This is a genomic window from Pseudoalteromonas sp. MEBiC 03485 (assembly GCF_004195145.1).
Classification (GTDB): Bacteria; Pseudomonadota; Gammaproteobacteria; order Enterobacterales; family Alteromonadaceae; genus Pseudoalteromonas; species Pseudoalteromonas apostichopi.
This window is the reverse complement of sequence record NZ_SGBT01000001.1, coordinates 1509527-1523396: the sequence shown is the minus strand read 5'-3', so window position 1 is coordinate 1523396 and position 13870 is coordinate 1509527. Positions and strand designations below refer to the sequence as shown.

At 42.0% G+C, this 13870-nt stretch carries 13 protein-coding genes; 5 read left to right on the top strand and 8 right to left on the bottom strand.

Annotation, left to right across the window (positions count from 1 at the left end; translation table 11 throughout):
• Positions 1 to 70: 70 nt before the first annotated feature.
• A complete protein-coding gene (locus EVU92_RS07035; RefSeq protein ID WP_130050606.1) occupies positions 71 to 364 on the top strand; it encodes a hypothetical protein in 294 nt (97 codons plus the stop codon).
• Here the strand turns inward: EVU92_RS07035 and EVU92_RS07030 are convergent.
• The 6 genes from EVU92_RS07030 to EVU92_RS07005 all read right to left on the bottom strand — a co-directional run bounded on the left by EVU92_RS07030 (position 361) and on the right by EVU92_RS07005 (position 5300).
• Entirely contained in the window at positions 361 to 1281 is a 921-nt protein-coding gene (locus EVU92_RS07030; RefSeq protein ID WP_130050605.1) for a histone deacetylase family protein, read from the bottom strand. The genes EVU92_RS07035 and EVU92_RS07030 overlap by 4 nt on opposite strands.
• Before the next feature lie 68 nt (positions 1282 to 1349).
• Entirely contained in the window at positions 1350 to 2897 is a 1548-nt protein-coding gene (locus tag EVU92_RS07025) for a serine hydrolase (RefSeq protein ID WP_130050604.1), read from the bottom strand.
• Entirely contained in the window at positions 2894 to 3409 is a 516-nt protein-coding gene (locus EVU92_RS07020; protein ID WP_130050603.1) for a gamma-glutamylcyclotransferase family protein, read from the bottom strand. Before EVU92_RS07020 ends, EVU92_RS07025 begins: the two co-directional genes overlap by 4 nt.
• 7 nt (positions 3410 to 3416) lie before the next feature.
• A complete protein-coding gene (locus EVU92_RS07015; protein ID WP_130050602.1) occupies positions 3417 to 4037 on the bottom strand; it encodes a LysE family transporter in 621 nt (206 codons plus the stop codon).
• 6 nt (positions 4038 to 4043) lie between these two features.
• A complete protein-coding gene (locus EVU92_RS07010; RefSeq protein WP_130050601.1) occupies positions 4044 to 4826 on the bottom strand; it encodes a hypothetical protein in 783 nt (260 codons plus the stop codon).
• Positions 4827 to 4829: 3 nt separating this feature from the next.
• Complete coding sequence (locus tag EVU92_RS07005; protein ID WP_130050600.1) at positions 4830 to 5300, bottom strand: CreA family protein; 471 nt, start codon at positions 5298 to 5300, stop codon at positions 4830 to 4832.
• 103 nt (positions 5301 to 5403) lie between these two features.
• Between EVU92_RS07005 and EVU92_RS07000 the strand changes: the two genes are divergently transcribed.
• Together EVU92_RS07000 and EVU92_RS06995 are read left to right on the top strand one after the other, a co-directional pair.
• Positions 5404 to 5991, top strand: a complete 588-nt coding sequence (locus EVU92_RS07000) for an outer membrane beta-barrel protein (protein WP_130050599.1) — start codon at positions 5404 to 5406, stop codon at positions 5989 to 5991.
• Positions 5992 to 6001: 10 nt separating this feature from the next.
• The gene (locus EVU92_RS06995) at positions 6002 to 6331 is read left to right on the top strand and encodes a 5-carboxymethyl-2-hydroxymuconate Delta-isomerase (protein ID WP_130050598.1); all 330 of its coding nucleotides are present in this window, start codon (positions 6002 to 6004) and stop codon (positions 6329 to 6331) included.
• A gap of 1 nt (position 6332) precedes the next feature.
• Here the strand turns inward: EVU92_RS06995 and EVU92_RS06990 are convergent, their stop codons facing one another.
• Positions 6333 to 8462 carry a winged helix-turn-helix domain-containing protein gene (locus tag EVU92_RS06990; protein WP_130050597.1) on the bottom strand — a complete coding sequence of 710 codons (2130 nt, stop codon included), beginning with the start codon at positions 8460 to 8462 and terminating at the stop codon, positions 6333 to 6335.
• A gap of 330 nt (positions 8463 to 8792) precedes the next feature.
• Between EVU92_RS06990 and EVU92_RS06985 the strand changes: the two genes are divergently transcribed.
• Positions 8793 to 11813 (top strand): TonB-dependent receptor, encoded by a 3021-nt coding sequence (locus EVU92_RS06985; protein WP_130050596.1) that lies wholly within the window; start codon positions 8793 to 8795, stop codon positions 11811 to 11813.
• Positions 11814 to 11873: 60 nt separating this feature from the next.
• Here the strand turns inward: EVU92_RS06985 and zapE are convergent, their stop codons facing one another.
• Positions 11874 to 12986: a cell division protein ZapE gene (gene zapE, locus EVU92_RS06980; protein WP_130050595.1), complete on the bottom strand. Its 1113-nt coding sequence runs from the start codon at positions 12984 to 12986 to the stop codon at positions 11874 to 11876.
• Between the two features lie 58 nt (positions 12987 to 13044).
• On the opposite strand from zapE, the gene rsuA reads away from it, so the two are divergent.
• On the top strand, positions 13045 to 13743 hold the full coding sequence (rsuA, locus tag EVU92_RS06975; RefSeq protein WP_130050594.1) for a 16S rRNA pseudouridine(516) synthase RsuA: 699 nt from the start codon (positions 13045 to 13047) through the stop codon (positions 13741 to 13743).
• Positions 13744 to 13870: the final 127 nt, after the last annotated feature.

The following is a 13870-nucleotide window of genomic DNA, read 5'->3' as shown; positions in this document are numbered from 1 at the left end:
TTTCCTAGTTCTTGCATGAATTGACAATTATAATCATTTCAATATTGGCAACTTTGACACAGGACAATAAATGCACTCATCATTTCCTAAGATTATTTTTTCAGCTAATGAATTAGCATTAGTAGAAGATGAAGCCGATATTGAAAGCTTTGTTTATGGTTTGAGTGAGGAGCAGCAACTCGCAGTTATTATGCTTTTAGCTACAGGGCAGTATGTTAATTTGCAGGGTGAGAGCGTTAAAGCCTTCACTGACGCTGAGCTTGCGACTAAAGTGACTGAGCATCTAGCACAAGAAGGAGTGTGCTGTTTAAGTAAGGTTTCTCGGCTTACACCATCGCAAGCCTTTGCTATGCTGGCAGATTAAGGTGCATCCACCAGCGCTTTAATATGCGCCACAGCACTTCGACCAAGGGCTGATAAGGCATAACCTCCTTCGAGGTAAGAGACAATCCCTTTACAATCTTGCTGTTGGCAAAACTCAGCTAGTTGTGTAGTGAGCCATGCGTAATCATCTTCAACAAACTTCAGGCTTGCCATGTCATCTTCAAGGTGAGCATCAAACCCAGCACTAATAAACAATAGTTCAGGCTTAAATTCATTGAGTTTTGGCAGCCATTGCTCAAGGTACACAGCTTTCAAGTCATTACCATCACTGGCAATTGGCAGCGGTGAGTTCACTAAAGTCGCGTTATTTTCAACCGCAGTATTAGGATAAAATGGGTGTTGAAACAAAGAGCAAAACAACACATTATCATCATCTATAAAGATATCTTGAGTGCCGTTTCCATGGTGAACATCGAAGTCTAGAATAGCGATGCGTTTTACACCTTTGCTTTGCGCATATTTCACGGCAATGGCTAGATTATTAAAAACGCAAAACCCTGCAGAGGAGCTGCGGTTTGCATGATGGCCCGGCGGTCTAACCGAGCAAAAAGCTGCATCTAGCTTATCAGCAAGGATCTCATCAACGGCTAATAACCCGGCGCCAACGGCACGCTCAATCGCTTTCATTGAGTCTGGACACAGCCAGGTATCGCCGTCTAATTCAGCAAGCCCGTCATTAGGAATTGTTTGTTCTACATGGCTGACCAAAGACTCATCATGAGCACGTAAAAAATCGTCGCGGGTAGCTTTTGGAGCTTGTAAATGAGTAATTGCAATATCAACACCGCTTGCTAGCAAACGGTCGGTGATCACATCTAAACGCGCGGGACATTCTGGGTGATCCTCAATCATTTTATGTTTACGACAAAATGGATGTGAGATAACTGCCGTTCTCATAATACGCTCCTTGGATTATTTTCCCCCAGTATAACAAAGCCACCGAATGGTGGCTTTGCGACTTTGGTTTACTTTTTAGCGCGTAAATCTAAATTTCTAAAGTCAAAACTAAAGTCAGTGACCGCCGTTGATACAGCGCGCATTTTCGCACCACTCACTCTGTTTTCTGGGCTCATTTGAAACTCTATGTAAGCATCAGCTTCAAGTAACTTTTCATCCCACTTAACAATAAAGGTATTGCCAGTGTAATGCTCAAGTTGACCTTTTAAGCGCTTTGTATGAGTAAAATCAATACGTAGCTGACCATTTAACTCTTCGATGACCACATCACCATACCAGTTATCATGCAGTGTACCTGTGTAGTTGATGTTTGGTAGTTTCGGTTGATAATCGGCCGGTGTATCTGGTTTTGCATTTGCGTAAGCTTCTTTTTTACCTTCAAAATGCTTTTTCGCAAGATCTTCAACCCAGTCTTTATCTTCAAGATCTAATGCATCTTCTAACACTTCATAAGTTACTGCAGATAACGCACTAAATGCTTGCTGGTTACTAAGAATCACAATACCGAGGTTTTTCTCTGGTAATAATGTCACTTGAGACACCATACCTAAGATACCACCACCATGGCCTAACTTTTTAATGCCGTGGAAGTCTTCAATACTCCAGCCTAAACCATAGCCTCTAAATTGCTGATGGTAAGCTTCATAAGCTCTTTTTGAGGCCATTGACGTAATATGTGGATGCCACATTTGTTGCTGCTGCTTTTCAGTGAATAACTGATCGCCATTTGGCATTTTGCCATGTGCAAGCTGCGTGCGTAGCCATTGGCTCATATCACTCACGCTTGATGCAATCGCACCTGCACCACGGAAGTCTTCAAGGTAGTTAACAAAAAATGGATGTAGTTGCCCATCCATTGGGATATGACCCGTAGCCCAGTTTTTATTACTACTAGGGATACGTGAAAAACCAGCTCGCGAGTTTTTCATATCGAGAGGCTCAAGAATATTTTTCTCAATATAATCATTCCAGCTCATGCCAGAGACACGCGCAACCACCTCACCTGCTGTCACAAACATTAGGTTGTTATACGCGTATTTACTGCGAAAACTACTTGCCGGTTTCAAATATTTTAGGCCTGCGATGATCTCATCAATCGATTTGTCGGTATCTGGCCAAATCATTAAATCACCTTGCCCTAAACCCAAACCGCTACGGTGGCTTAATAAATCGCGAATGGTCATTTCACGCGTAACATAAGGGTCATACAAGCGAAACTCAGGTAGATGATCAATGACTTTGTCATCCCAGCTTAGCTTGCCTTCATCAATCAATTTAGCTAACGCTGCTGCGGTAAATGCTTTGGTGTTTGAGGCAATACCAAATAATGTGTCTTTATTTACTTTTTTACCGGTATCAAGGTGAGATACACCAAAACCTTTTGCTAACACGACTTTATCATTTTCAACAATCGCCACAGCCATACCCGGTACATCAAAACGTGCCATCGACGTTTCGATCACTTTTTCGATTTTCTTAGTATCAATATCAGCATAGCTGTAAAACGAACAGCTTGATAACAATGCCGCTGCAACGGCTAATTTACGGAGTTTCATAATATCCCTTGGTGATTTTTATTGTTGTGAATAGCGAACTCTTTCGCTGCTCGGGTTTTATCTGGATCATCGCAACTTTGTCTTGCGAGTATTGCTTCACTGTAATGATTTGGTACACCTGCTTCAAGCGCTCCGCGATGAACATGCTGAAGATACCAGTCGAATGGAAGTAAAGACTCATCAAGGGTGTTAGCAATATAACAATGCGCAGCGAGTTGCTCGCCATCAATTAGCTCAACGGTGATATCTACACAGTCATAACGTGGCCCTTCGATATCATCAAGAATCGACTTTTCCGCTTCGTTAAGCTGGTAAACAACACCATATACCAAGGTATCTACTTGCGCTGTTTTACGCACGCTGCATTTTGCAGAACCATCGGTACTGACCATATCAAAAGTCAGCTCATAACCCTTTAAAATGGCTGTGCCCACCCGTTTTGCTCCAGGTAGCCTTGCCAGCAATCGACTCGATGACATATTTGAACCAAATGAAAAGTTATACAGCGCCATACTCACCTCACACAACAACGCGAATAGCTAAGGCAATTAAGATCACCCCAATGCCTCTATCAAACCAATATCCGCTTTTTAAGAAAAATGCTCTCACCGATGTTTTTGATAACACCAATGATAAAAATGAAAACCACAACCAAGTTGCCATTGCCATATATACACCATATCCAGCTTGCACTAAAACGGGTGTTTCAGGACTAATCACAAGAGTAAACAGCGACATAAAAAACAGCGTTGCTTTGGGATTAAGGGCATTAGTAAAAAAGCCGCGTCGAAATGCTTTATACACAGATTCAGGCTCAGCAGGTGCAAGAGTTTGCTGCTTACTATCGTTGGGTTTTGCACTGCGTAAGGCTTGTACACCTAAGTAAGCCAGATAGGCCCCCGCAACGTATTTTAAAGCCATAAATAAGCTTGGTGACTGCGATAATATTAACGCCACACCTAATACACAATAAGCAATATGTAACAGAATTGCCGCCCCCACACCGGCACTTGTCCAGAGCGCATTTTTACGACCTTGTTGAATACTTTGTTTTAGTACGATCGCAAAGTCAGGGCCTGGGCTTGCCACTGCAAAAAAATGAGCAATAGCAATCAATAAAAACTCATCTAAATACTGCACGAAAAATTACCCTACGGCTTGTTCATCTAGAGCCAACAGCAAAGGATTTGCACTATTACTAATCAAAGCGTTAATTTGCTTTTGCGCTTTTTTATATTGGCTGCGTAAATGGGGCTTTAAAAACTTTTTCGACTGACTGTCCCCTTTAAAGTGCGTAACCAGCGCATGCATAAACAGGGTCTGTGGTTCAGTCAGCGCCGCTTGGCGATTGGCATAGGGGTTATAACCGCAGCCACAGCCACCTTTAAATTGATATACCGTATTGCTCATCATTACCCCAAAACCTAAATAGCATGCTAACGCATCACTTGCTTGTGGTAAGTACTCTTTACCGCCAGGAGGTAATACACCCACATGGTGAATCAAAATAGTGGCTAAGGTTCCTGCAAAACTTGCGACTAAATCTTGTGGTTGATTTATTTGGTTTGGGTTAAACGAGATATTCACCGAGTGATTTGCCGGTACGATTAAACTTGCCTCGCTACCGCGTAAATTGTCTTGAAATTCAAAGTGCGGAAACACCTGTGGAGTCAGCCCTGATGGCGCAACTAAGTTAATTGGCCACGCCTTCATACCCGCATAATCAACAACTCGACTAAATACCTTTTCAGCCATTTCACTGACGCTCGACACCCTATCTGGAAAAAATTGTACGTTGGGTAAAATAACTTGGGTATGCTTTAAAAAATAATCACTATCAAAATGCTCAACCGCCCATAAAAAGGTATCAATTAACCATTGCTGCTCTTGCTCATCAATTAACGGGGCTGATTTAAATAACGCTAACATAAATTACTCTTGTGTTTGTGCCCATTGCCATGCATCCGTGTTGTAAAGGGGCACGGTAGATAAAGCGTGATGATGGCTGCCACTTGACTCTTTGGTTGAATAAGACAAATACAAAAGAGTGCGTGTAGGTGCATCATAAATTCGACGCACTTTTAACGATTTAAACAAAATACTTTTCGATGACTTAAATACCACTTCACCCGATTTACTGCGGTCAATTTGCTGTAATTGTTCAGCCGTAATCGGCCCTGTTTGACGACAGGCAATAGACATATCTGAAGGATCAGCAAAATCAAGATTCGCTTCAATATGACTAATGTGGCAAGTAACACCGCTGATCAGCGGATCTTGTTGTGATACCACTTTAATATCTTTGGTAGTGAATAACCCTAAACTTACCGAAGCAGCATCATCCGAGCAACCGCTCAACAAAACTAGTGGCGCAGTCAAAGCAGCTAATTTTAGTAACTTCATCCTAGTGTTCCTTATTAAAAAGCGATAGTTGTCCGTTTACAACGATTTGCTTGCTATGTTTCAATACTATCTCAAAATATCTTCAACAACGAGCATCTAAACAATGAAAAAATCGTTTGGTTTACTGTGTTTCATGTTCTTAAGTAGTACAGCTCATGCTGGCTACTCTATTAGCGCTGGTTTTGGCAAAAACTTTACTAACTCGGTGCAAACCGAAGAAGACCTTAAAATTGAGCTTGAGGATGACAGCCATTTTACTGTCAGTCTTGATAGAACCATTGATAATGCTCGTTACGGGTTCTTTTATTCAGCAACCGAACTTGATATGAAAGACCAAACCAACAAGCAAGTCGAGATGCAATATCTGCTATTTCAAAGTGCCGTAGAAGTGCCATTGGCTGACCGTGTGGTTGGTTTTGTTGGCGCCCAAATTGGCGCAAACTACGTCAGCACTGACTTTGCCGATTCTGATACATTTTTTACCTCGGGCCTTTATGCTGGCGCTGATTATTTATTTACTGAACAAGCTCGGGTTTATGTTGAAACTCGCTGGCTGGCAACTATTGTAAATAATGCAAGCAATGTATCGTGCACATTGCCAACATCAGAAGACAATCAATGTCTATGGCACTTTGATGGTGATGTGTTAAACCAATTTCAGACAAACATCGGTTTTAGTTACCGCTTTTAAGGAAAACCCTATGCCGCACATTGTTATAGAACACTCAGAAGACTTGCCAATTCTGCCACAAGTGTTAGTTGAAAAAGTTCACCAAGCCGTTTTTGACTCTGGCTTATTTGAGCTTTCGACCATAAAGACTCGTGCAATTGCTTATCAGCATTACGAATTAGGTGAAGGCAAAGATGGCTTTATTCACATCGGCGCATCAATCATGGCAGGCAGAACCATAGAGCAAAAGCAAATGCTCAGTGAGCAATTGCTAAGTTGCTTAAAAACATACTGCCGCCGCTCGTATAGTTTAAGCGTTAATATTTACGATATGGATGCTGATATCTATCGTAAGTGTTAACTCACTTAGGTAAATAGGCTGCAGGTAAGCGCTTGATTTCTGTCTCTGGCGATAGGTATGCGGTGTAAACCAACCAACGCTCATTGGGTATGTAGGTCAGACCCGATGAGCGGCTATAAGCTCGCTCAGGTAAAGCAATTAAATCATGGTGCTGCTTACTCGCTAAGTCATAGTAGCTTATGCGGTAATCACCTAAGCGTTCTTTATAATAATAAATACGCCCATCATGGTAAGCATTTTTTGCCACCAGCAACCATGCATAATTGCGCGCCAATTTAATATCATTCACAAGCATTTCTTCAACACCCGTCTCATGGTGTTTAATCCAAATAGCATGGCGTGAATTAGTAAATAAAATATCACCCGCTTGTGTTTCAACGCCGAACTGCGCTGGTACATCAACGGCTTTACCTAGGCTTCTTCCTGTTAAGTCATAACGGTATAGGTAGTCGCCATCAGACACCAAAATCCCCTGACTGTCAGCACTAAACTTGGGTTTAACAGCATGACTAAATGGCAGCTTGATTTGTTGGCTTTGCTCTACTTTGAAATCATAAAAATACAAGCGGGTGCTGCCATTATCGTACAAAGAAAACAAAATATAGCGTCCATCGGCTGACCAAGTTGGATCACGAATTTCCCCAGTATTATGTGCAAAGTCAGTAAGCTGCTTTCGCGAGCTGCTATCGGGGTTTACAATCCAAAGCTGCGAACTGCCCGATTCATTCGACACATACAGCAGTTTATCTTGCTGCTGAGTATATTCAGGAAATAGCGAACTAAAGTTGGTCGACAGCATAGAAAACGGTGAGCTGGCTACTTGCTCGTCTATTTTCAAACGCGTGATCACTTTATCTAAATCCCATTGATGATAATAAACACTGCCATCGCTACTGTAATTAGGCGAGCTCATACCAGCGATTTGCGTGTTAATTAGGGTTTGATCATTAATATCGTAAAAATAGCCATAACGTTTGCCGCCTTCAACTGCGCTAAACGCCAATTGCTCTTTAGATGGATGCCAATCCACACCATGAATATCAACAAAGTCATGAGTTAAGCGTTGGCTTTGCCCTGTCTTTACATCAATTAAAAACAGCGCTTTTTGGTTGTTTTTAACAGTACGAGTAACCACAACTCGCTGAGCACTTGGCGAAAACGATACCGACTCATACACAGTTTCGCAGTCATTATTGCAAGGAATAACCGTTTCACTTGTTTGTTTTGCCTGTAAATCGAGCAGCTTAATACGAGTTACATAATCACCTGACTTACTGGTGTGATCAGCAATGTAAGCCAAGGTTTTACCATCACTACTGATATCAAGATCTGGGGCATATTTATTACTGCACTCCCCTAATACAACACTGGTAGCATTAACCAAAGACAGCTTTACAATTTCACAGACATCTGACGCCATTCGGTAATAGTACAACGTGTTTGCATCTGGGCTAAACACAGAGCGGCCTTCAGTATAGGGTGAGTCTGTTAATTGCTTAGCAGGATGCTCAGGAAAATGTAAATCGCGTAAATATAGGTTATTTGGTTTACCAAGCTGACGCCACGAATACACTAAATAATGCTGATCATCTGAAATTGAAGGGTAAATCTCACGACCAGGGCTTGCCGTAACACTTTCGATGCTATTGAGCGGTAGCACAAAGCTTGAATTTGTTTGTTCTGAAGGCGAAGAAAACAGCCAATACATCACTGCTAGGCTAATTACACATAAAGCTACGAACAGCTGGCGAATCTGCGCAGCAGTGATACTTAAGGGACCAGGTTTATCTTTATCAGCTGTATCTATTGGCTGAGGCTTTAACAAAACGCGATAGCCAGTTTTTCGTAATGTCTCTATGTAAGTTTGTTCTGGGTCGAGCTCTTTAAATGCTTTTCGTAAATGCCAAATAGCATTCGTTAAGGCTTTTTCACCGACATAAAAATTGCCTTCCCATACATGATTGATGAGCTCTTCACGCGTGATTGGTTCGGGGTAACGCGCCACTAAGCAGGCTAACAACTCAATAAACTTAGGCTGCAAAAGTTGTTCACTACCATTGCAGATCAGTTTATTTTCGAGTGGGTTAACAATACATGAGCCCAGCTGATAAACGCGATTAGATGTTTCCATTTACTCTAAATAAAACCCCATTTTAGAAGTACAGCAGTATAAAGCCCTATCAATTTATCGTAAAAGTGGTTCTTTCACCAGCTTTAACGTTGCAAAACAGTTAACAATGACCACTTCTTAAGCCACTGATTTTAAATAAATAGATATTCAATAGATGTAAAATAGAGACATAAACGAGCCACCTAAGATTGTAGTTAAGTTCACATTCCTATAAAAATTTTTACGTCAATACCGACCAACCAGAGTGTTGCTCACTGTAAATTTTAACTGCCCTTAAAAAGAGCATCACTCTGGTTCTAAAAACTAAAAATAAAACAACTAGGAACGCCTGTGAGAAATCTACTAACCAAACCTTGTGCTATTGCACTTGCTGTTGCCAGTGGTTTTAGCCAGCATGCATTTGCCAATGAGGCTGAGATTGCCCGCCCTGCCAACACCACTCCAGCAGCTAATGAACAAACTGAAGAACCTGAAAAAATTGTTGTAACAGGTTCACGTATTAAACGCGATAGTTTTTCAATTCCAACACCACTGGTCACAATGGACCGTGAAGCCATTGCCGATACAGGTTTAACCAACTTATCAGATATTCTTGTTGATAATATGCCTGCTCTTAGTGAGAGCATAGGTAACACCACCAGCCAATCAAGTGTATCAGCAACAGGGTTATCTACAGTACAACTACGAGATTTAGGTGCTAATCGTACACTAACACTGATTGATGGTCGCCGTGTTGTTTCAAATAGCTACAGCGGCAACTATGTAAGCTTAAATACCATTCCGAGCGGCATGGTTGAGCGTGTTGAAATAATCAGTGGCGGTGCATCTGCAACCTATGGTGCCGATGCTGTAGCGGGTGTGGTAAATATTATCACCCAATCAAAAAAAGAAGGCTTTGACTTTAAAGCGAATACAGGTGAAACCACCGATGGCGGCGGTAAAGAATTTACCCTTGATTTAAACTACGGCACCTCATTTGCTAAAGATCGCGGTTACGCCTATTTCAGTGCCAACTGGGACCGTGATTTCGGTATGACTTTTTACGATCGTAAACGCGCACAAATTGAAGATAGTTACGATTACGACCCAGATCGCATGTGTAATGTAATGCAAACAGCAGATGGCGATCAATGTATGCGTGACATCACACAAGCTGATTGGGTTAGCAAAAGCGATGGTATTCCGGGCGGTGTGTTCTTAGAAAATAATAACAACGACACTCAGTTTTGGTATGACGGTCAAACCCTACGTGATGACTGGAAAGGCAACGAAGAAATTTACGGTGTGAATTCAAATCAATACGTGATGCTTGATGTACCAAGCGATAACGTATCTGCAGCAGTTAAAATTGATTATGACTTAACTGACGATGTGATGTTTTACGCACAAGTTCAATACAGTGAAAGTGGCTCGTTTAACAATAAGTCGCCTGAAGATGAATACGAAGGTGCCTATGTACCGCGTTATGACCCTACCACTGGCGAGCCTCTTGCAGATGTAGCACCGGGCTATATCCCAATCGACAACCCATATGTGCCGCAAGAAATTCTCGATGCCAACCCATATAAAGATCGCATTTATTGGGATCGCCGCTTTAGCGAAGTCGGTAATATCAGCACAGATAATACCCGTAAAACTATTCGTAGTTGGGCAGGTCTTCAAGGCACGTTATTTAACGACGAGTGGGACTGGGATCTATCAGCAAGTTATGGTCGTTTTACCCAGCACCAAATCCGCAGTAATGAATTAAATACCGTAAAACTTAATCAAGCCTTGCAAGCTGAACAGTTAGCAGATGGCACCATTCAATGTATTGATGAAGCAGCTCGCGCTGAAGGCTGTGTGCCAATTAACTTATTTGGTGAAGGCTCTATCACCGAAGAGATGGCTGCTTGGATCCGCACCAACCCTATTATTGATACCGAAATAAAACAATATGGCGTGGTCGGCTACGTAGCCGGTGATTTATTTGAATTACCAGCAGGCTCTGTATCCGCTGTATTTGGTGGCGAATATCGTAAAGATAGCCAAGACTTATCAACCAGCGACGACATGAAAGCTGGTGGTATTACCTTCAACTATGTACCAAATTTTTATGGCGAAGTTGAAGTCTATGAAGCTTTTGCAGAACTTGCGATCCCGCTGTTAAAAGATGCTCCTTTAGCAAAAAATTTAAGTGCAGAAACTTCATTACGTTTAGCTAACTACAGCATGGAAAACGTCAACACCGTTGCCAGCTACAAGCTAGGTGTATTTTGGGAACCAATCGAAGGCTATGCATTTAGAGCAAACTACGCTCGCGCTCAACGTGCACCAACGATCACTGAACTTATGTCACCAGCACGTGGCGATTACGACAGCTATGATGATATTTGTGACGGTTTAACAGCAACATCAACTAAACCAGGTCACGATAACTGCCGTAAAGAGCCAACTTTAGCAACACAACTTGCTGCTGATCCAAACTTTGAATTCAGCGATGAGAACAACAGCTATTCTCCAGGGGCTGGTAACGAAAATCTAAAAGAAGAAACCGCTGATACTTATACATTTGGTGTGACAGTGGCTCCTGCCTTTATAGAAAACTTTAATCTTGCCGTTGATTACTACGATATTGCCATTGTTGATGCGATTTCGCAGATCAGTAATGAAAACATCATGCGTGAGTGCTACAACTCAGAAGCTGCATGGGGTGAAGACAACGTATTTTGTAATGACATTACCCGTAATAGCGAAGGTAACATTATCAAAATTCTACAGCGTCAATATAACCTCGATGAGCTAACTGCACGTGGTTACGATGTGGTTGCACAGTACAAACTAGACTTAGATAACCTAGGTCAGTTGTCGTTTAAACTAGATTACAACCATGTAATTGAAAACTCGCAAACTTATCAAGGCCTTGATGGCAGCTTAGTGACTAGCCATTACGCAGGTTACGGCAGCAGCAAAGATAAAGCATCAATGTCACTTACATGGCGTAACGATAACTTGCGTATTCGTTGGCGTACAAATTACCTAGGCTCGTTTAAAGCAAGCCAGAGTCTTGAAGAAGATTACAATGAGTATCTTACTGAAAACGATGCCCGCTGTGAGGCTGGTGAAGATACTTGTATCAGTAACCCAGAAAAACTTGCCTACCAAGATTATGGTTCGTTCTTAAAACACAGCCTTTCAGCGTCTTACACTCTATCACTTGGTGAACAGAGCCAACTGCGCGTATTCGGTGGTGTGAATAACGTGTTTGATAATAAAGGTGACTTTTATCCATATGGCCGTGGTAACTACTATAGCGCATACGGCGGTGGTGCAGGTCGCTACGTGTATGTAGGTGCTCAATATAGCTTTTAACCGTTTCATATGAAGATCCCCAGCTAGGCTGAAATCAAAGGCGCATTTTTATTGCGCCTTTTATCTTTTCCAGCTTTGCATCTCAACTAATCGAGATTCAGTTCGCGCATATTCAAATGCCAGTTTTTGCCCTTGATATAAATCGCTAATACCCACCTCGGCCGAAATCACCAGTAATCGGCTGCGATCATAAAACTCATCAACCAAAGCAATAAAGCGCCGAGCTTCATCATCTAAAAAGTGTTCTTGTAAATCTTGCTTTTCTCGCTGATAACTATCTTCAATGCCATGCACAATTTGCTTGCCCGTTGCCCCGCGCCCCATTACTGGCACATTGACTAAATAAACGCGCTGAAACTGCTCTGCCAAATAAATATAATCCGCCGTGCTTCTGGGTCCTGAGCAAAGCGTCATAAAATCAAACATAATGGCGTCTTGAGCTTGCATTACACAACTAAGCTTACGATGGCAAACCTCTATCATTGTTTGCCTTTGCACTGCTTGCTCTTGTTTTAAAAAGCGCTCTGTTAGGGCATCTTTGTTATTAATAAAATAATGTTCGGTTTGTTTGCCAAAGCGAAAGCGATGATCTGTATCGCCTTCAACACTTAAAACATGGCAATGCTCATTTAATAAATCGATAGTGGGTAAAAATCGTGCTCGCTGTAAACCGTTGCGATATAACTGCTCAGGTTGGCAGTTTGAGGTCGCGACTAACACGACTTGCTGCTCAAACAGGGCTTTGAATAAACCACCCAAGATCATAGCATCACCAATATCAGAGACAAAAAACTCATCGAAACAAATCAAGCGAATGTGCTCTGCCCACTCTTTAGCAATCACCTTTAGAGGATTTTTTTGCCCTTGCAGCTGGGTTAGGCGCTCATGCACTTGCTTCATAAAATGATGAAAGTGCAAACGCTGCTTAGCTTCAATATTGACCAACTTGAAAAACACGTCCATCAACATGGATTTACCACGTCCTACTGGGCCATATAAATAGACCCCTTTTATTGGCTTTGCGCTTTGCCACCAATGTCTTGGCGCAGCCAGTTCTGTGGCTAGATTATCAAGAGCATTAATCGCTGTGCGCTGGGCACGGTCTTCTTGCAAATCACCTTTGGCTATTTGCGCTTGGTAATACTGTAATATTTGTCCTTGCTGTACTGTCATAGGTAACTAGTATCCGCTATACTCGCCGCCATTGTAGCCGACTAAAAATGTGATCCCAATGAAATTTCCATGCCGTTTAGATAAATTTATCAGCCATATTGCCGAGTTACCTCGCAGCAAGACCAGAGCAGGTATTAAACGCAAATACGCCACTGTTAATGGTGAGGTGATCACCTCATTCGATTTGTCTGTAACACAAGATGATGATATTCGCTGGCAAGGCGAGCCGCTGGTCTTTTTAGGCAAGCGCTACTACATGCTTAATAAGCCAGCGGGCTATGTGTGTGCTAATAAAGATGACCTTCACCCGACTGTATTCGATTTACTTGATGAACCAAACATGAGCGACTTTCATGTTGCAGGTCGGTTAGATATCGATACTACAGGTTTAGTGATCATTACTAATGACGGCGACTGGTCACACAAAATTACAGCCCCAAAGCATAACAAGTTCAAAACGTATTTAGTTGAAACTCAAGAGCCTATTGATGAAGAAGCAATTACAGCGTTAGAGCAAGGGGTGCAATTGCACAACGAAAAAGAGCTAACCCGCCCTGCTATTGTTGAAAAACTTGCAAGCTATAGTTTACGCCTTTCAATTTGCGAAGGTAAATACCATCAAGTTAAACGAATGCTTGCCGCTGTAGGCAATAAAGTTGTTGAATTACATCGTGAAAAAATAGCGGATATCACCCTCGATGAAAGCCTTGCAAGCGGTGAATATCGTGCTCTTACAGAAGCCGAACTCAAGCTCTAAATAGGTACTTGAGCAAAAGTCATGATAACGCTGTCATTTTTCCTTAATAAAACCAGACAAACGTGGTAAAAGTTAACAGGGGAAATAATAAAGGAGGCTGACTGTGTTATCAGGACTAGCTTTAAAA

Excerpts from the sequence above, each read along its gene's own strand:
- EVU92_RS07035 (WP_130050606.1), top strand. The coding sequence starts at position 71 with ATGCACTCATCATTTCCTAAGATTATTTTTTCAGCTAATGAATTAGCA.
- EVU92_RS07030 (WP_130050605.1), bottom strand. The coding sequence starts at position 1,281 with ATGAGAACGGCAGTTATCTCACATCCATTTTGTCGTAAACATAAAATG.
- EVU92_RS07025 (WP_130050604.1), bottom strand. The coding sequence starts at position 2,897 with ATGAAACTCCGTAAATTAGCCGTTGCAGCGGCATTGTTATCAAGCTGT.
- EVU92_RS07020 (WP_130050603.1), bottom strand. The coding sequence starts at position 3,409 with ATGGCGCTGTATAACTTTTCATTTGGTTCAAATATGTCATCGAGTCGA.
- EVU92_RS07010 (WP_130050601.1), bottom strand. The coding sequence starts at position 4,826 with ATGTTAGCGTTATTTAAATCAGCCCCGTTAATTGATGAGCAAGAGCAG.
- EVU92_RS07005 (WP_130050600.1), bottom strand. The coding sequence starts at position 5,300 with ATGAAGTTACTAAAATTAGCTGCTTTGACTGCGCCACTAGTTTTGTTG.
- EVU92_RS07000 (WP_130050599.1), top strand. The coding sequence starts at position 5,404 with ATGAAAAAATCGTTTGGTTTACTGTGTTTCATGTTCTTAAGTAGTACA.
- EVU92_RS06995 (WP_130050598.1), top strand. The coding sequence starts at position 6,002 with ATGCCGCACATTGTTATAGAACACTCAGAAGACTTGCCAATTCTGCCA.
- EVU92_RS06990 (WP_130050597.1), bottom strand. The coding sequence starts at position 8,462 with ATGGAAACATCTAATCGCGTTTATCAGCTGGGCTCATGTATTGTTAAC.
- zapE (WP_130050595.1), bottom strand. The coding sequence starts at position 12,986 with ATGACAGTACAGCAAGGACAAATATTACAGTATTACCAAGCGCAAATA.
- rsuA (WP_130050594.1), top strand. The coding sequence starts at position 13,045 with ATGAAATTTCCATGCCGTTTAGATAAATTTATCAGCCATATTGCCGAG.